A 17,822-nucleotide genomic window follows, 5' to 3' on the forward strand; every position below is an offset into this window, starting at 1 on the left:
CCGAGGTACCCAACAGATGACGACATCGCCCATCGAGCGGGCCGCGGACACGTTCGCGGCCGAGCTAGCCCGATGGCGGGTCGAGCGCAGCATGAGCAAGAAGCAGCTCGCGGCCCGCATGGGCTTCGACCCGTCTTATGTCAGCCATGTGGAAGGACGTCGCCACCGTCCGACCGAGGACTTCGCCCGACGTGCCGAGGCGGTGCTTGGCGCGGGCGGCGCGATCTGGCAGCGCTACCAGGAGTACGACGAGTTGCGGCACGCCCGGTCCTCGCCGAGCCACCGCGACCCGCCCGTACCCGAGCAGTGGTTGCCGCCTGGCACCGGCCTGATCGTGGAGCAGGAGGTGGCGACGCTCTCCTACCGGGAGGGCTCCTACCGGTGCGTCATCCGGCGCGCGCTCTACAACGCGGGCACCGAGCCGGTCACGCGCTACCTGATCCGGGTAGCGGTCGACCGGTACCCCCATGATCCGGAGAAGTCCAACCGGCACCACCGCGACCACCCCCTCAGCTTCGCCGAGCTCGATCTACAGGCGTGGTGTGGCGAGGAGCCGGCTCGGGAGGCGATGGAATACCGGAAGAAGCACGATCGCGACGCGTTCAAGGAGGTCTGGCTTCTCTTCGAAAACTCTGAGGGCCGTTTTCCTCTCTACCCAGGGCAGCGCACCGTGATCGAGTACGCCTACACGGTCAGCCACGACAAGTGGGGCCAGTGGTTCCAGCGCGCGGTGCGGCTGCCGACCCGGCGGCTGACGGTGCGGCTCGACTTCCCCAACTGGCTCGACGCGCAGGTGTGGGGCGTGGAGACGTCGTTGTCGGCCGAGGAGGCGCCGCTGCGCACGCCGGTCAGCCGGCGGGCGGAGGGCAAGCGTACGACGTTCGAGTGGACGACCGAGTCGCCCCCACTCAACGCCCGCTACCGCCTCGAGTGGCGCTTCCGGGGGCACAATGGTCCGCCACCGTCCGGGCTCGCGATCGCCGTACGCGCCAGCGACCGCATGCGCGCGGTGGGGATCGTGCAGCGGGGCGCCGACTCACTGCGGCAGGCGGCCCGGCAGTTCGACCTCCCGCGCGACGAGGCGGACGCCCGCGATGTCGTCGACCGGCTGGTGGCGGCGCTCGACCGGGTCGAGGAGCTGCACACGTTCACCAAGGGGGTGGGTCTGGCCGCGCCCCAGATCGGGCTGCCGTGGGCGGCCGCGGTGGTGCGGCCCGCCGACCGCACGGCCGAGCCGGTGGTGCTGCTCAACCCGCGCGTGGTCGAGTCGTCGCCGGAGACCGACGAGCAGTACGAGGGCTGCCTCTCCTTCTTCGATGTGCGCGGGCTGGTGTCACGCCCACTCGCGCTCCAGGTCGAGCACGCGAAGTGGGACGGCGGGCGGGTGATCACGTCGTTCGAGCTGGGCATGGCCCGGCTGGTGGCGCACGAAATCGACCACTTGGAGGGGCGGCTGTACGTCGACCGCATGGCGCCGGGCGTCCCGCTGGTGCCGGTCGAGGAGTACCGCGAGGCTGGGAACCCCTGGCGGTACTGAGGTCGTGCCGGCGGGCCCTGCTAGGGCTCGCCGAGCGTGTCGTACCGGATGCGCAGCGGCGGCACCTGGAGTTCGGCGAGCGCGCGCAGGGTCGACTTGACCATGGTGGGTGAGCCGGAGACGTAGAAGTCGTGGTCGATCCAGGGGCCGTAGCGGGCCACCACCTCGCTGACGTTGCCCCGCTCGCCCGCGTAGTCCGCGTCCTCGCTGCATGCCGGCACCACCGAGAGCCAGGGGTAGCGCGTGGCGAGCTTCTCCAGGTCGGGCAGGTCGTACAGGTCGTCGCGGTCCTTGGCACCGTAGAAGATGTGTACCCAGCGGTTGCGGTTGAAGCGGGCCAGCTCTTCGACCAGTGCCTTGATCGGCGCCAGCCCGGTGCCGCCGGCCACGCACACGATGTCCCGGCTGGACTTGCGGTCGAGCGTCATCGTGCCCATCGGCGCCGCGATGCGCAGCAGGTCGCCCGGCTGTACTCGGCGTACCAGCGCGCTGGAGACCCAGCCGGCGCCGAGCGCTCGCACGTGGAAGTCGAGTGTGCCGTCCTTGCGGGGGGCGTTCGCGATCGAGTACGTGCGCCACAGCCGCGGGCGGTAGCGGGGCGCCTCCACGCTCACGTACTGCCCCGCGCGGTAGTTCAGCGGATGCTGTAGCGGGCGGAGCGTGAAGACGGCGATGTCGCGCGACCGCCGCTCGTGGGAGACCACCTCGGCGTGCCAGAAGGGCGGGTTGGTGTCGGCCTCGGCGCCGGCCATCATCTTCTTGGCGATCACCGCGTACGCGTCGCTCCACGCCTGCTCGTACTCCACGCCCCACTGCTCGCCCGCGAACGTGCGCAGCGCCTCGATCAGCGCCTCGCCCACCACCTTGTAGTGCTCGGGGCCGACGTGGAACTTGCGGTGGTCCCGGCCGAGCGCGCGCAGGTAGTCGTCGAATCGTTCCGGATCGTCCAGTGTCTGCACCGCCGTCACGATCGCACCGAGTAGTCTGGCGCGCTGTACGTCCATATGAACCGGGAAGAGAGACCGCAACTCGGGGTTCGAGAGGAACATGCGGGCGTAGAAATAGCTGGCGACCTTGTCCTGGTGCTCCTCGACGAGAATCCAGCTTTCCTTCAGGAGCCGCGAAAGGTTTCCCATAGACCCTCTCTCCGTGGTGCGCGGCGCGGATAGCGGTCACGCGTCTGAGGGATGACGTGGAAGTTGCGCGAGAGTGTTCAGACTGCGCACTGAGCGTTGCTGAAGGTCGCACATCTTGTGCGATTTGGTTGATCTTGGTGGCGGTAGGCCCGTCTTTCGCGGCGCGTCGGGCACAGTTATCGGGTGAAGGTTGAGCTAGCCCCGCCGCCCACCGGCCGCGCCTACACCACTCGCCGAAACGAGGTGCTGCTCGTCCTCGGCGTCTCTCTTGGACAGTCGGCCGTCTATGCGCTCGTCTCCATCACGGCCAAGCTGACCGCCAGCCGCCCGCTCTCCCAGCAGACGGCCACGCTCAATGCCTCGCAGTCGCCGCGGCCCTATCTCGACCTCACGTACCAGCTGCTCGGGATCTTCTTCGCGCTGGTCCCGGTGCTGCTGGCGATACACCTGCTCAACCGCGACCGCGACGCGCGCGGCACACTCGGCCTGGACGCCCGGCGACCCGGGTTCGACCTGGCCTGGGGCGCGGCATTGGCGCTGGTGATTGGCCTGCCCGGCATCGGCCTCTACGTTGGCGCCCGCGAACTCGGCGTCAACGCGACGGTCGTGCCAGCCGCCCTCCCCGAACTGTGGTGGGCCGTGCCGGTGCTGATCCTCGCCGCCGCCCAGAACGCGATCCTCGAAGAAGTGGTGGTTGTCGGATATCTGATGACTCGCCTAGAGGAGCTTGGTTGGCGGGTACGCGCCATCATCGCAACGAGTGCCCTACTCCGCGGCTCGTACCACCTGTACCAGGGATTCGGCGGCTTTGTCGGTAATGCGGTGATGGGCGTGATATTCGCCTTCTTCTACCTGCGAACGAAGCGCGTGCTGCCCCTGGTCATCGCGCACACGCTGCTGGATGTGGTCGCCTTCATCGGCTACACACTGGTACGCGACCACGTGAGCTGGCTCTAGCCTGTCGCTTTGTCCCCACGCGGCGGCCGGTCCGGGCACGCGCGTTGGTGGCGGACGGCTGCGCGGTCGCGGCTGGCCCCGTCAGGCGTGGCGGTAGTGCGCGCGGGCCCGGTAGGCGAGCCGCTCCACCGTCGCGGCGGCCCCCACCGCGGCCGTCACCGGCACCACCCCTGGCAGCCGCCGCCGCACCAACGTCCGCACCGCGAGCCATCCGCGTGCCTGGTTGGAGAGCGGCATCGCCAACCGCCAGGCCGCCTCGGCCGCCCGCAACATCGGCGGCCCCTCCGCCTCGATGTCGGCGTCGGTCGCCCGGGCCAGCGCCGCCCGCGCCATCTCCGCCGACGGATGCACCCCGACCAGCACCAACAGGTCGACCGCCCGCTCGTCGTCAAGCGGATCGTGCCCGTAGGCCGCCGCCAGGTGCAGCACCAACCCCGCCTGCGCCCATCCGATCGCCGCCAGCTCGGTCACCGGCGTCAGCAGCCCAAACGCGGTGGCCACCGCCCCACCAGCTCCCGCCATCCGGACAAACCGCCGCGTGGCCAGCCGCGCCAGCCCATCGTCGGTAGCCGCCGGATACGCCGCCCGCGTCTGCGCCGCCCAGTCGCGCGCCCGCGGCCCGAGGGCCCGCACGGCCCCAAGAGCCAGGAGCTCCGGGGCATGTCCAGGCCGATCGAGCAGCCGCGGCCTGGTCACCGGTCCATCTCCCGTCTTGGTACGAGCTACAACCGACCCCTCAACCAGAGCGACTGCCGCTCGTGCCGTCTCGGCGGTGTGCCGGTCGCCGGTAACCCCGACCACATCCGGCGCTGCCGCCCCCGCGTCGTCGCCACTGTCCGCGGGCCCGTCCGCACTGGCCGGTACGGCTACCGGGTCTGGCGAGGTACCGGTGTCCGGTGGCTCAACGGTGCTCGCCTTGTCGGTAGCTTCGCCGGTGGGCTCGGTGGGCTCGGTGGGCTCGGTGGGCTCGGTGGGCTCGGTGGGCTCGGTGGCGCTGGTAGGCGTCGTGGCGTCGGCGGTCGCGGGCTCGGCGGCGTTCGTTGGCTTGGGGGCGCGGGTTGCCTTGGTCGTGCTGGCTGCCTTGGCCGGGCGAGCGCGCGTTGCCTTCGCCGGCGCGCCCGCACCGGTCCGCTTGGCCGCGCGCGCTCGCGGCGCCGCCGCCGATGCCTCCTTGCTGGCCCGCTTGGCAGGCCGGGCGCCGCCCGACGCGCCGACGGCCTCGCCTGGGTCGCCTGCGCTGGCCCGCTTGGCAGACCGAGCGACCGGTGGGTCAGCGCTCTCGTCTGTGGCAGGTGGTGTGCCGGCTGGAGTGCGCGCCTCGACCGGTGCCTGCAGCTCCTCCGCGCCGGCACGCTGTCGCGGCGGCTCGGCCGGTGCTTCTGCGCTGGCCCGACCGATCGCCCCAGCATGTGGCGGCTCGGCGGCATCAGAGTGCGTCTGCGGCAGCTTGTCAGCGTCAGAGGGCGCCGCGTTACCGGCTCGCGGCGACTCATCCGTAGCAGAGCCCGTCGCGCCCGGGCTTGAGAGCGCCGCGACCTGAGGTCGAGACGGCGTGGCCGCCTTTGTGCGCTTTGTCGCGCGGGATCGGGGAGGCTCGTCCGCCTCCGAGCGCTTTGTTACCCGGGCTCGTGCGGGCGCGTCCGCGTCTGGGCGCTTGGTGGATCGCCCGCGCGCCGGCTCCGGCGGCTCATCCGCGCCGGCTGGCTGAGCCGGGCGCTCCCGGAGAGGCGCCTCGCCCGCGGACTCTCCCGGCCTCACCTTCGCTTCGGAAGGTGCCGACGCCGGCGGATCTGCCGGGGCCGCCTTCCGCGCCGGCCGGGCGTGCCTCGGCGGCTCGCCGGGCGGATCTGCCAGGTCGGTGGGCGCCTGGAAGAGCACCGAAGGCGCCGGCCGCTTCGCAGGTGGGCGCCGAGGTGGCGGCGCGGATGCCGGCTCCTCCTCGGGTGGGGTGAAGGCAGCCTTGGACGGGCGCGGGCGCTCCCGCCGGCCGCCCTTGCGCTGCTCCTCCTCCATGACGACGGAGCCTAGTCCGGATGGGCCCGCTTCACCTCCCGGAAACCCAGCCACCAAGAGCCCGCGCCGCTTTGGCGCAAGAACCAGCCGCACGGTATCCTCGGCGGGCGGTGGTCTACGACGGCCACCTGGGAGACTTCGCCTAGTCTGGTCTATGGCGCCGCACTGCTAATGCGGTTGGGGTTTTACCGCCCCTCCCGGGTTCGAATCCCGGAGTCTCCGCGCCAAGGCTGGTGTGTATGCTGGTCGAGCACGAGCGCCCGTAGCTCAATGGATAGAGCATCTGACTACGGATCAGAAGGTTAGGGGTTCGAGTCCCTTCGGGCGCGCAGCAGGTCAAGGGCCGGATCCTCGCTTCTGAGGGCCGGCCCTTGATCACGTTGACCCCCAGGTTTGACCCCAGCGCTACTCATCGAAGAGGAACCCAAGCCGGTCGACCGCCCCGCGCTGGATCTTGCGGGTCGCCTCGATGTAAATGGTCTTGGTCACGGTGGGCGAACTGTGCCCGAGCACGTCCTGGATGTTCTCGATCGGCACGCCCTGGTCGTAGAGCAGCGTCGCGCATGAGTGCCGCAGATCATGAAACCGGATGCGCGGCACGCCGGCCCGCTCGCACAACCGGTCGAAGTGCCGGTTCATGTTCCGAGGCTCGACCGGCGTGCCGATGCCCGTCGTGAAGATCAGCCCGTGCTCCTTCCACCGGTCGCCGGCCGCTTGGCGCTCGCCGGCCTGCCGAGCGCGGTGTTGCCGAAAGACGTCGACCAGCGCCGGCGGCAACGCGATCTTGCGATCGGACCCGTCCGTCTTCACCGGCCCAACCGTGAGCTGCCCATCAATCCGCTGGAGCGTGCGCTCGATCCTCAGCACGCCGTCGACCAGGTCGAGGTCCGCCCAACGCAGCGCCAGCGCCTCACCGCGCCGGAGCCCGATCGCGAGCGCCACCGAGTAGAGCGCGTACCACCGATCCTCACGGGCCGCCTTGAGGAACCTCTTCGCCTCATCCGAGGTCCAGGGCGTGAACTTCGGCCGGTACCGGTGCGAGATGCGCAGATTCTTCGCGGCGTTGGATGCGACCAGCTCCTCCACGACCGCATCCTGGAGCGCCGCCCGGATCAGCCGATGCGCGTAGCGCACTGACCCGTCGGACAGTTGGGAGTCGCAGCACTCCCGAGGCTTCTTCGCACAGCAGCGCGCGGCCCGCCCCTGCTCGACGCGTCGGGCGTCCTTCTTCAGCGCGCAGCACTGGCAAACGCTCTTGAGCCGGTTGAGGAACGTCCGCACGTCGGACGGCCGCAGCTTGGCGAGCTTCTTCGACCCGAGGTATGGGATCACGTAGGACTCTGCCAGCCAACGGTAGCTGGCCATTGTGGACGGTCGCACGCGATGCTGGGCGATCTCAACGAGCCAGTACCTCAGGTACTCCTCTATGGACTGGTTGGCCACAGGAAGCCGCACGCCGCCCATGTTGTCAGCCTTGAGCTTCGTCATCAGCTCATGGGCTTCCTCCCACGTGGCGCCGTAAACGCTCTTGCGAATTTCGCCGCCATCGGTCGTGAAGAGCCAGACCCGCGCCTCCCAACGGCCGTCCTTGCGCTGGCGGATCGATCCCTCGCCGTTGCGGCGGTTGCGCCCACGACGCCCCGCCCCTGGGTCGTCAGGTGTTCCCACGGTTGTACGCATCAGGCAGCCTCCTCGATTCGTTCCGCGATGTACGCCTCCACCGAGGAGGCAGGGATGCGACGGCAACGCGTCGCAACGACCACCGACACGAGGCGTCGCTGTTTGACCAGCCGGAACACCGTCCAGCGCGACACAGCCAAGAGGCGCGCGGCCTCTTCCAAGGTCAGCAGCTTCTCGATCTCTGGGCTCCTCTCTCCGTCATGCCGCTTGTGGGGTGATGTCGTGAGCAGTTGCCGAAAGGTGTTGTCTGGCTTGGCGCAGCTCTGTTCGCCATCGGATGCGTGCGGAGACGGCCCGGAGGATCCGGTGTTCAAGCGGAGGGATGTCCGGGTCGTCTGGCCGCGCCAGCTCGAAGGCGTACCTGTCCGCCGGAGGCTGTTCCTCGGTGTCGGCTAGGCCGCCGCCGAGGATGGTCCGGATCCACGCGCGGTTGTCCGCCCTGTGATCAGCCAGGGTCTTGCCGGACCACTGCCGTGAGACGAGCACTCGCCGTCCGGTGAAGCCGAGGGTGGTCCGCTGGTGCACCTTGCCGGAACAGCGCCCGGGCGTCAGGCCCGCCTTGACACCATCCGGCTGAACGCCGTAGAGCAGCCAGTTGGCGCACGTCGGCGAGCAGGGGAGCGTGGACAGCTCTGTGTGGAGCCGGTCGAAGTGCGCTCGCTGCGCGTCCGAGTGTGGAGCAGCGTGCTCGGTCAGATCCTTCGTGACGTACTTCGTCACGTACCGGATCGCGCGTTCGCTGTCCTTGCCACCTGCCTCGATGCCGCGCGCGTCGATCCGGCCGAGGTGCGCGACGTACGCCGGCTCAGCGTCCGGCTCTTCCAGGTCGTCCAGCGCCTCAGCCCAGGTCCGCAGTGGTTCCTTCGTGCGCGGGTCGATGTAGGCGCCCTGGTCGGTGTCCCAGACCGGAGGGCAGTCCACCGTGTACATCGGTTGGTCGAAGGCTGGCCACCAAACTTGGTGATAGGTCGCTGCGGCTACCTGCCTGAGCAGTCGTCGGGGAAGAGTGCCGCGGATCGCGAAGTGCGCGTGCGGTGCGAGCCGGCGTTGGAGTTCCACCGCACCGGCGTACTGGACGTTCCACCCGGCCGCCCGGCGTAGGTTCTGCCACCAGCGATCCAGCACGCGGGCGAAGTGGATGGCGTCGAGCGCGGCCCGCCGATAGTCGTAGCCTGCGGGGTCGATCGGCGTGCCGAGCACATCGTCTCGCTGGCTGTGCCGGGTGCCGCATTCGCAGGGCAGGACGTAGGCGCCGCGCCGGATGTGCTGGTGCACCGATCCATGCGAGTCGAGGGTGAGCGTGACCAGCATCGACGGCCGGTAGGTCTTGCCCGCCTTGCCGGCGAAGACGCGGCCCACGGTGCGCGCGTCGACCGGCAGCCGAGGCAGATCTGGGCTGTCCTGCCGCCGCCTGGTGGATCGCTTCCGGCGCGGTCGGTGGTCGTCCCGGTCGCGCGGAGTCAGGTGCCCGCGCAGGCTGGACTGTGCCAGGTGTTCGTCTACCTCGGCGATCCCACCGTCGATGTCAGCGAGTTGGGCGGCCCGCTCATCGAGTGCCATCGGCTCGTACATGAGCTGTTCGCGGGCGAACTCCAGATGCGCCCGGTAGCGCACCAGCTCCAACGCCTCACCGGTAGGCCGGTCGGGTTGGACGGCCGGTTCGTCGGCCAGGTGCCACCCCTCGCGGATCTGCTGGATGCGAAGTCGCCGGTTGCGTTCGGCGCAGGGCTTGCACTTGGTCGCCAGCCGGGCACCGCACGGCACCTCCACGGCCTCAGTGAGGCCGGTCTGCGTGTCGGTGCGCCGCATGGCAAGCGGGCGGACACAGACGCCGTGCTGTTCGGCGAGGAGCCGCAGGGCGTCTTTGGCGAGGGGTTGACGCATCCGAGCGGCCCGAGAACCCGGCCGTGGATCCACCGGGTGCGGAGCAGGTTGGGTCACTGATCACCTCCGGTGGTAGCCGTGGCATTGCGAATCACGCTTGACCTCCTAGCTGATTGCTATAGCGGTCACTTGACTTGTCGAGTTGTCAACAAGCATAGCTGCGGATCGCCAAACGTCGAGGAATTTCTATCGCCGCCCCCGGTCGTCCCTGATCGTGCCTGGTCAGCGTGTTACGAGGTCCCAGCCGTCGAGTGGTCAGCGACCCGTACTGACCTTTGGACGGTAGGTCTCGAACGCATCCCGTAGGGCGCGTGCCTCGGCGATGCCCGCCTGCTCTACGCCCGCCAGGATCTCGGCCGCCCGCCACCAGGTAGACGGCACCACACGGCCAGAGGTGATCGCCGCAGTAGCGGCAGCCGCCGCCTCGTCCGGCTTGTCGGCCGCGAGAAGCGCGACGCCTAGGTCGAGGCGCGCAGTGGCCGCGCGGCGAGGCCGAACCACACCATCTGGAGCGGACTCCAACTCCGCGATGACAGCACGGGCGTACTCCTCCGCGCCCGGATCACCCACCCACGCAAGGGTTGTAGCCGTGTATGACAGCGCCTTCGCCGGGTCGTACTGGTAGTGATGCTCCGGCCGTTCCGGGCGCGCCAGGGGTGACACCAGGTGCTCCACGCGCATCAGCGCGTCGCGCGTCTCCGACGCCTTGCCCATACGCGCCCAGGCGCGGCCCTCCTGAGCAGTCGCCTGGATGTGCGCCGAACTGCCGCGCGGCGCGGTCGCCTGGGCCTGTCGCGAGAGGTCAACCGCGCGGCGGTAGTCCCCCACGGTCAACACCTCCCAGGCCCGGGTTTCGAGGATCCACGCCTGGATCTCGGCGTGCTCGGCGTGCTCAGCCATCTGCCGCGCTGTGCCGAGGTACGCCCCAGCCGCCACCCGATGGCGCAGGTCGATCCGAAGCGTCGCAGCGAGCAGGGCCAGCCACCCGCCGGCCACCAGGAGGCGACGGTGCTGGTCGAGCGTCGTACGTCCGTCGAGAAGGCGGACGACGTACTGAAGCTGCCGCTGAGTGCGAGGGACAAGCTGCTCCGGCGGAGTGGTCGCGTAGGCCATCGCGAGGCCATCCACCGCGGCCTCCAGCCGTTCCAGCGTCTCGGCCCCGACATCGGTAGCCATGACACGATTGGCCAGCTCGACGGCATCTAGGCCGTCCTCATCGATCGCCGAGGGGAACGCGGCGGCAGTGACGAGCTCGCCATCAAGGTCGCCCGGTAGCACGCGTGGGGCCAGGCCGAACGTCATCCGCGCGTCGTCTGGCGCCCCGAGGCCATCGAGAATCCGCTCGGTCACGTCGAGCGCGGTGATCTGTCGAGACCCGCTCATGATGGTGCTGACCTGGCCCTGGGTAGCGCCCACAGCGATCGCGATCTGCGTCTGGCTGGCACCCGCGTACTTCGCGACCAAGCGGAGCAATGCACCGAAATCCCGCTGACGGAGCGCTTGGCCAACGTCGTCGCGGCCCCAGAAGCCAGCCGGTATACGCAACGGCTCGAACGCCCTGCCGCCCATCGATCACCCCCAGGCCATCGACTTTCGCCCGCTGGATCGGCCTCGCCAACAGTCAGGGTACCCGGTGCCTATGAAGTCTGGTAACAGACCTGTGGGGCGCCTAATGTGCTAGCGACCCTACAGCAATCCACGTTTCTGCGCCCATTCCTCGACCTTCTTGCGAAGATAAAGATCAAAGTTGGGGTGGGTCGATATCGCACCGTACTGCGATTTTGACTTGAATTTGTGTCTCAAGATTGAAAGGGCTTGTTCTGGCGTCTCGGCTCTTTCTACTGAGAGACTACCGCCCACGACGCCGTTGATGCTTAGGAAGTGGCTCCTTTGGCCTGCGGAGTCATGTTCATGATCCGCGATCGCAGATCGGAGAAGAGTCGTCGCTGTCCTCGGATCGTTGGATGGCTCAAAGCGGCCAAAGTCTGAGAGCCTGAACCATTCAACCATACGACCAGCAAGCCTAGTGCGCCCATGATCTTCCGCGATCGCTGCAATCGCTCGGAAGTCAAAGTCACCTTGCATCGTTGGGAGCGCGGTCCCGGATGACGTAAATACGCGTCGCTCGTTACCTTCGCGGAAAGAGAAACAGAAGCCGGGTTGGAGAAGGCGTCGGAGCCTCATCAGTGCGGCTGAGGTAGAGACGTTGGTGTCGTCCAACCCATGGAGAATGGTTGGCATATCCATCTGCGTGAGCAGTGGAGTGATGAACCTATCCGGAATCAAGAGATATGATGCAAATCGTGTCGCTTCCGCCTCCTGCTCCTCAAGGCGGCGAGGGGAGCTGACTCGCTCGGTTCCGACAACTGGCCGAAGGGGTTCAACCTCGAATTGGCTGGCGTCAGGATTGCATCCCACGACGCCGATGTGCCATCCCATTTGAATGTGACCTAGTTCGTGAGCCAGCGTAAAACGCTGGCGCCTCGAATGCAGCTTCGCGCGAAGAAAGATTGTTGGCCGCTCCCTCAAAAGCCCGACGACCACAGCGTCGCAGTCCGTATAGGGCCAGTCCTCTTCAACGATGTCAGCGTACATAGACACTATGCCTGCAATATCGATGGGCGGGACGAGATTTAAGCGCTCTACTATGGTAGCTGCCAAGGAGGAGGCAGGTTCTTCCGCGCAGCGCAGAGCCCAGGCGCCGAGATTAGTGAGTGTCATAGGTTACGCTGGGACGCCTCGATCTGACCCCGCTTAGCAAGCCATGAAAGCACGCGTTCAGCATCCGAGGAGTCGCGTGAGCGCGCTGCCGCACCCACGGTCTTAGCCTGGCGCAATACCTCGGAAACCGATTGTTCGGCACGTCGGGCGGCGAGGATAAAGCGCAATGACGAAGGCTGCTCGCCCCATAGACGATATTCGTCCCAGGACATACCTAAGAAGTCATGCAGCTCCATCGAGGCTTCTACAGACTCAGGGGGAGCGTCATGCCAACGTTCGATATAGTCGTGTATGTCCGTCATCAGGACACGTCCGGCCAAGACGTCGTCAACGAAGGATGATCTAGGCAGGCCCCTCCTGGACCGGCGTACCAGCTTAGACATCTATCCTCCTTCCCCTGCGAGCTGGCTTGATAAACGCCCCAGTGTACACGTCCGCCACACCGATGTGGCGACCTCGAGAGTTGAAGACTTCTAACTCGCAGTGTTGCCCGTCGTACGTGTACAGGTTGCCGTCTCGGCTCCGCCAGCGACGCTCCCCGTTACGGGCGCCGAGGTAGTCAAGTTGATCAACGTAACTCGGTCGGGGTAGGGGTGTATACGACAACGTCAGTATGGCTCCGATCGCACCACGGCGGTAGAGGCGCGCCGACGAGGACGGTGAACGGGGTGATCGCGCGGCACCAGAGTGTAACCTCCCGGAGAGTTTGTGCCCAACATCACTGACAAGCGCTCTTTGGGTTTGGATCCCGGAATGCCCGCAGCCTGTCGTGGAGGCGTCAAGCACGGCGGAGACGCTGCCGATTTCGTCTCTTCTGGATCAAGGCGCCGCGCGAGCGCGGCGCACCGTGCCCGCTCGCGGATCGCCCTGCGGGCGGACCTCCGGCCCGTCCTCGGGCGCCCGCGGCGGGCCGCACCTGGGGCTGCGATCCGAGGACGGCAGGATGCCATGCTTGACGGACAACTGCACAGCGTCCGCCGCGTGCGGAGTGGGTCGGGGGCCTGTTCGACTCAGGTACCGACGCCACAGTCGTAGCGTGCTCCATTTTCGTCCTGCTGTCCGTTCAGAGGTATCTGACCGGCGGTCCCACGAGCGGTAAGCGCTCGGTGAGTCCGACGGCCGGGGGAAGGGAGCGGCCGATGGTAGCCAAGGTGCGTAGGACCGCGACGAGTCTGCTCACGAGCCTGTATCAGGTTGGCTGTGGAGTCGTAGGGGGACTCCTGACCCAGCCCCACGCGCGGCGGGCGCTGACGCGCCCGAGGAGCGTAAGAGCGGGCGCTTTGGCTCCGGGACAGCCGAGGACCATCCGCAGGTTGCGGTCCGTAGGTGTGAAGGTTGAGAGCCTGTTCGTCCCGCCCACCATCGACCCAGGCAAGCCGAGCAGACCGGCGCCGGGACCGCCAGCCTTGATCGATCCACTTCCGCTCGTCTCGTAACGGCGGCCCCGGCGCCGGCCCGCTCCCCAATGGGTGGGTCGACGGCAGACGGGACGAACAGGCGCAGGGCGTGTACGCGGTAAGCCGCCGCGCCGGCAAGCCGCCCCGGACCTACGGCCCGGGGCGGTAACCCACCCGAACGCCGGACAACCGCGCACTGCTCAGACCACGGACCAGAGGCCGACGCCCACTGACCCCACCTTGACCCCAGCAAGCCGCTCCATCGGGCCGACGAATGCACCGCCGGTCCGATGTGGAGCGAAGGCGAGCCCCGGTCGAACGTGACAGAGACTCGCCTACGGATCAGAAGGTTAGGGGTTCGAGTCCCTTCGGGCGCGCAATGTCATCAGGGCCTGACCTGCGGGAAACGTGGGTCAGGCCCTGATCGCGTAGGTCCCGGAGGTGATCGTGTGCGGGCTCCGTCCGCGCCCACGCAGTTCCAGGCAGCGGCGAGCGGCCGTGCCTGCCCTGGTACGGCGGATGCGTTGATCGTCGGTTCCGGGGCTCGGACTCGCTCCAGACGGGCCGGTGATCGCGCTGTGCTCCGATGAGCCTCGCACGCCTCGGGCACCGGAGGATCACAGCCGGCGCCACTTCAAACGGTGGCCGTCCCTGCGACCTCGCTACTCGTGCGACTCGCGCAGCCATCCGAGTGGAACACGGGGGCAATAGCTTGCGCAGCCCAGTGACAGTGGATCGAGCAGTTTCAGGGCCGACTCTATGAACCGCCGACGGTGACCGTCGTGTGGCGGTAGTTGCCGGGTCCGGCCATGCGGTCGAGTGTGCGCAGGATGCGGGTGGGGTTGTCGTAGGGGCCTTGCTGGAAGTCTGGCGTGCCGTGGTTGCCGAAGGTGATCCGGCTGGGTGGCTCCCAGGTGTCGAGGTGCGGCGTGGCCTGGCGAAAGTCGTGGTGGGGGTCGAAGCCGAGCCTGCGGGCGTACTCCACAGCGCCGAAGACGAGGTCTTGGGCGAGCGAGAGCGGGGCGGCCAGGGGGGCGGTCGGGTAGGCGGCGAAGAAGTCGGCGAGGAACTCGGGCAGGTGGCGGCGGCCGACCACGGTGGGGGCGACGGCGTTCTTGACGCCGAGGCAGTAGGTGTCGACGAGGTAGCCGCAGACGCTTACGTCGGTGTGGTCGTGTTCGCGGACGACCGCGATGCTGGCCAGGCCGGCACCGTGTGCGAGCGGTGGCAACTCCTTGTCGTCGATCCAGTCTGTGGGCCTGTCCTGGATGGTGAGCCCGTTGCTCCACTGGCGGGTGATCCAGCAGCCGACCAGGGGCTTTGGCTCGGCCGCGGCGCGGTCGGGACGCTCGGCGCGGACACCGCGGACCAGGGCGGTGACCTTGGCTCGAGGTACGCCGAGGGCGCGGGCGATTTGTTTGGGTGTGTTACCGGCCGCGCGGAGAGCCTGTGCTCGGGTCTTCAGATCCTCGGCGTTCACGCCGAGGATCCTCATGGCTGTCGCAGACGGTGTCAAAGGTGTGGTCACCCGACCGGGTGCGGCGGGTTGTCGGTCCCGCTCGGTAGGGTGGGCGGCGTCATGGAGCAGACGCGGACACCTCGCCCGGCATTCGGTCTCGATGTCTTCGGTCTCGACGATCGGATGCGGCTTTTCGGATACGTGACGGCTGACAACCGGCTGGCGTATCTGTGGGTGTTGCGCGCCTTTGACGCCGCCCGGGCCAACTACCACGTGCTCCTGCACACATCTGATGTCGGAGCGGCGCTCTCCGGCCTGCACGACACGCACGATGAGTGCCCAGACCCCGCCGACCTGGAGCTGCCCCGACTGCTCGACGCGCTGGTGGAGTGGGGCGTGCTCGACCGCAGCCAGGATGGCACCCGCGCGACCACACTGGCCGAATACCGCAATCGGCATTCGGTGTACCAGTTCACCGAGGCGGGCTTCCGCGCACACCGCGCGGTCGAGAGCGTGCTGGCCGCGACCATGGATGACACGACCCTCTCCCGCCTGGTCTTCGCCGACCTGCTCGCCGACCTGGCGGCGCTCGCGTCTGCCAACGCGGCGGGCGACGCGGAGGATGTCTACCGCAAGCTCAACCGGCTTGACCGGGCGCTGGCCGACATCGCCGAGCGGGCCGCGCGGTTCTATCACATGCTTGGCGACCTGAGCCGCACCAATGACAGCCGTCCGGAGACGTTCCTGGCGCACAAGGACGCCCTGCTGGCCCACCTGCGCGATTTCCACGACGAGCTCCAGCGTTACACGCCTCGGCTGCGTGAGGCCGTGCATGCGGTCGAGGCCACCGGGCTGGAGCGGCTGATCGAGGCGGCCGCTGAGGCGGATGAGCGGATCTTCCGTACGCCAGCGGAGCGCCTGGCGGACTGGCAGCGCCGCTGGGATGGGCTCCGATCCTGGCTGGCGCCGCCCGGCTCCGACCAGCTCAGTGAGGCCGACCGGTTGGCCGACGCCACCATCTCCGCGATCGGTGACGTGCTGGCGTTGCTGCGGCGGGTGACCGAGGCGCGCCGAGGTGGCGTGAGCCGGGAGTCGCAGCTTCGGCATTTGGCCGCGTGGTTCACGGCGGTGAGTAGCCAGGAGGCCGCGCACGCGCTGTTCGACGCGACCTTCGGTCTTGGCGGTCCGCGGCACGTGAGCGTGGCCCATGGCGATCCCGAGGCGATCCCGACCCGCCAGTCCTGGTGGGATGCGCCGGCGGTGGAGCTGTCCCGCACGCTGGTCGAGGCCGGCCGCGCGCCCGGTCAGGGCAATGGCCGTCCTGCGCGCGTGGAGAGGTCGTCGGAGTCGCGGGCCCGGCTGCGCCAGGACCAGCTCGCGCGGGAGCGGCGGTCGGCGGAGGCGGCGGCTGGCCTTGTCGGCCTGGCGCTGGGCGACCAGCCGCTCGACGAGGCCCAGACGGCGGTTCTGCTCCGGATGCTCGACATCGCGTTGGCGGCCCGGGTATCCGGGCGCACGGCGGTGGCGCTGGCCGCCGCGGCGTACGGCATCCGGCTCACCCTGACCCCGGCCCCCGGTCGGTTCACCGCGGTGCCGGCCGCGGGTGGCACGTTGTACCTCGACGGATTCGTCCTTTCGATCGACACCGCCGACCACACCGCCGCGCGCGAGCGGGAGCTGGTCGGGGTATGAGTGACGGCAGGTTCGCCAGGGACGTCTCCGAGTTGGAGCTCGGTGACTACCAGCGAGCCGTGCGGCTCGTCCTCCGCCACCCGCTGATTACGGCGAGCTGGCCCGACGACAAGGCCCTTTCACGGGTACGCAGGTTTGGTGCCGCGCTCCGGCAAGACCTCGCCGACGCGTTCGGATACCGGCTGGAGCTCCACGGTTCGACGGCCCGGCTGGTCCGCGCGCTGGACCAGATCGACGCGACGCAGCGGGCGGTCTCCCGCACCGATCGACCCTTCGACCGCCAGCGGTACGCCTACCTGGCGTTGTGCCTGGCGGTACTGGGCCGAGCCGGCATGCAGATCGCGTTGAGCGAGCTGGCCGAGTGGGTCGCCGCCGACGCCGGCCGGATCAGCGGGCTGGGTCTGGACCCGGATCGGGGCGCTGACCGGCGCGCGTTCGTCGACGCGGTCGGCTGGCTGGAGGATCGGGGCGCGTTACGGCTCGCCGATGGGTCCAGCGCGGCGTGGGCGAGTGATCCGGGAGCCGGCGAAGCTCTGTACGACGTGGCGCGGGACGTGGTGTTCGCGCTGTTCCGGCCGAGCCGCGTGCTGCAGCATGTCGACTCGGTGTCCGCGCTGCTGACGCGTTCGATCGCCAACAGCGGAAACGCCGAGCGGCGCGCCGCCGCGCAAGCTGCCCGCCGGGCCGTCGTAGAACGCCCGGTCGTCTACTACTCCGATGTGGACGATCCAGTCGCCAACCACCTGCGCGGATCGGCGCTCGCCGCCGACCTGCACCGCCTGACCGGGCTGAGGGTGGAGCGCCGTGCCGAGGGCGTGCTGCTCGTCGACACCGCCAACCTCTCGATCGAGCGGTTCCCCGGCACGGGCTCGGTGGCCCAGGCAGCCGTCCTGCTCGCGACAGAGATGGCCGACCGGGTGGTTGACCCGGACGGTCGGCGGGTCAAGCGGATGACACCGCCAGACCCACGCGACCAGCAGCAGGCCATGATCGCCGAGATCGACGCGGGACTACCGACCGCCACACTGATACCCATCGAAGAGGTCGAATCCCCCGTCGTGGCGGAGCCGGACGACGGCGCGGAAGATCCGGCGAAGCTGCCGTTCGTCACCGACAGCTTCCTCCGCACCGCCGTCGCGGAGATCCTCCAGCGGTACGGTTCGGCGTTTGGCGCGCAGTGGCACGCGGACCCGGAGCGGCTGCGCACCGAGGCGGTCGGCCTGCTGGCCCGCTTCGACGCGATCACCATCGTGCCCGGCGGGGTGCTGGTCCGTCCCCTGGTGGGGCGCTACCGCAACACCGTGGCGACGATCAAGAAACGACCCGTGCAACAGGCCCTTCTGTAA

At 68.7% G+C, this 17,822-nt stretch carries 14 protein-coding genes and 2 tRNA genes; 6 read left to right on the top strand and 10 right to left on the bottom strand.

What is annotated here, in order from left to right:
• The first annotated feature begins 16 nt into the window (after nucleotides 1-16).
• Complete coding sequence (locus ACFFIA_RS35915; protein ID WP_377260113.1) at nucleotides 17-1,537, top strand: peptide deformylase; 1,521 nt, start codon at nucleotides 17-19, stop codon at nucleotides 1,535-1,537.
• Between the two features lie 20 nt (nucleotides 1,538-1,557).
• On the opposite strand, the gene ACFFIA_RS35920 is transcribed toward ACFFIA_RS35915, so the two are convergent.
• Nucleotides 1,558-2,673, bottom strand: a complete 1,116-nt coding sequence (locus ACFFIA_RS35920) for a globin domain-containing protein (protein WP_377260115.1) — start codon at nucleotides 2,671-2,673, stop codon at nucleotides 1,558-1,560.
• 183 nt (nucleotides 2,674-2,856) lie between these two features.
• Here ACFFIA_RS35920 and ACFFIA_RS35925 point away from each other — a divergent pair, with 183 nt between their 5' ends.
• Nucleotides 2,857-3,630, top strand: coding sequence for a CPBP family intramembrane glutamic endopeptidase (locus ACFFIA_RS35925; RefSeq protein ID WP_377260117.1), 774 nt, complete (start codon nucleotides 2,857-2,859; stop codon nucleotides 3,628-3,630).
• 81 nt (nucleotides 3,631-3,711) lie between these two features.
• Here the strand turns inward: ACFFIA_RS35925 and ACFFIA_RS35930 are convergent, their stop codons facing one another.
• Nucleotides 3,712-4,131, bottom strand: coding sequence for a hypothetical protein (locus ACFFIA_RS35930; RefSeq protein WP_377260119.1), 420 nt, complete (start codon nucleotides 4,129-4,131; stop codon nucleotides 3,712-3,714).
• 1,643 nt (nucleotides 4,132-5,774) lie between these two features.
• Here ACFFIA_RS35930 and ACFFIA_RS35935 point away from each other — a divergent pair.
• Nucleotides 5,775-5,865, top strand: a tRNA-Ser gene (locus tag ACFFIA_RS35935).
• Between the two features lie 34 nt (nucleotides 5,866-5,899).
• Nucleotides 5,900-5,972, top strand: a tRNA-Arg gene (locus ACFFIA_RS35940).
• Between the two features lie 76 nt (nucleotides 5,973-6,048).
• Here the strand turns inward: ACFFIA_RS35940 and ACFFIA_RS35945 are convergent.
• The 8 genes from ACFFIA_RS35945 to ACFFIA_RS35980 form a co-directional block, all read right to left on the bottom strand.
• Nucleotides 6,049-7,323 (bottom strand): tyrosine-type recombinase/integrase, encoded by a 1,275-nt coding sequence (locus tag ACFFIA_RS35945; protein WP_377260121.1) that lies wholly within the window; start codon nucleotides 7,321-7,323, stop codon nucleotides 6,049-6,051.
• The gene (locus ACFFIA_RS35950) at nucleotides 7,323-7,484 is read right to left on the bottom strand and encodes a helix-turn-helix transcriptional regulator (protein ID WP_377260123.1); all 162 of its coding nucleotides are present in this window, start codon (nucleotides 7,482-7,484) and stop codon (nucleotides 7,323-7,325) included. Before ACFFIA_RS35950 ends, ACFFIA_RS35945 begins: the two co-directional genes overlap by 1 nt.
• A gap of 37 nt (nucleotides 7,485-7,521) precedes the next feature.
• Complete coding sequence (locus ACFFIA_RS35955; protein WP_377260125.1) at nucleotides 7,522-9,207, bottom strand: replication initiator; 1,686 nt, start codon at nucleotides 9,205-9,207, stop codon at nucleotides 7,522-7,524.
• A 255-nt stretch (nucleotides 9,208-9,462) separates the two neighbouring features.
• Entirely contained in the window at nucleotides 9,463-10,776 is a 1,314-nt protein-coding gene (locus tag ACFFIA_RS35960; protein ID WP_377260127.1) for a helix-turn-helix domain-containing protein, read from the bottom strand.
• A 117-nt stretch (nucleotides 10,777-10,893) separates the two neighbouring features.
• Complete coding sequence (locus ACFFIA_RS35965) at nucleotides 10,894-11,802, bottom strand: ImmA/IrrE family metallo-endopeptidase (protein WP_377260129.1); 909 nt, start codon at nucleotides 11,800-11,802, stop codon at nucleotides 10,894-10,896.
• A gap of 122 nt (nucleotides 11,803-11,924) precedes the next feature.
• A complete protein-coding gene (locus tag ACFFIA_RS35970) occupies nucleotides 11,925-12,230 on the bottom strand; it encodes a hypothetical protein (protein WP_377260131.1) in 306 nt (101 codons plus the stop codon).
• Between the two features lie 73 nt (nucleotides 12,231-12,303).
• On the bottom strand, nucleotides 12,304-12,714 hold the full coding sequence (locus tag ACFFIA_RS35975; protein WP_377260133.1) for a colicin E3/pyocin S6 family cytotoxin: 411 nt from the start codon (nucleotides 12,712-12,714) through the stop codon (nucleotides 12,304-12,306).
• A 1,368-nt stretch (nucleotides 12,715-14,082) separates the two neighbouring features.
• On the bottom strand, nucleotides 14,083-14,805 hold the full coding sequence (locus ACFFIA_RS35980; protein WP_377260135.1) for a hypothetical protein: 723 nt from the start codon (nucleotides 14,803-14,805) through the stop codon (nucleotides 14,083-14,085).
• Between the two features lie 99 nt (nucleotides 14,806-14,904).
• On the opposite strand from ACFFIA_RS35980, the gene ACFFIA_RS35985 reads away from it, so the two are divergent.
• Both ACFFIA_RS35985 and ACFFIA_RS35990 read left to right on the top strand, forming a co-directional pair.
• Complete coding sequence (locus ACFFIA_RS35985; protein ID WP_377260137.1) at nucleotides 14,905-16,476, top strand: TIGR02677 family protein; 1,572 nt, start codon at nucleotides 14,905-14,907, stop codon at nucleotides 16,474-16,476.
• Entirely contained in the window at nucleotides 16,473-17,822 is a 1,350-nt protein-coding gene (locus ACFFIA_RS35990; RefSeq protein WP_377260139.1) for a DUF2398 family protein, read from the top strand. Before ACFFIA_RS35985 ends, ACFFIA_RS35990 begins: the two co-directional genes overlap by 4 nt.

Origin of the sequence: Phytohabitans kaempferiae (assembly GCF_042433955.1) — a bacterium.
Classification (GTDB): Bacteria; Actinomycetota; Actinomycetes; order Mycobacteriales; family Micromonosporaceae; genus Phytohabitans; species Phytohabitans kaempferiae.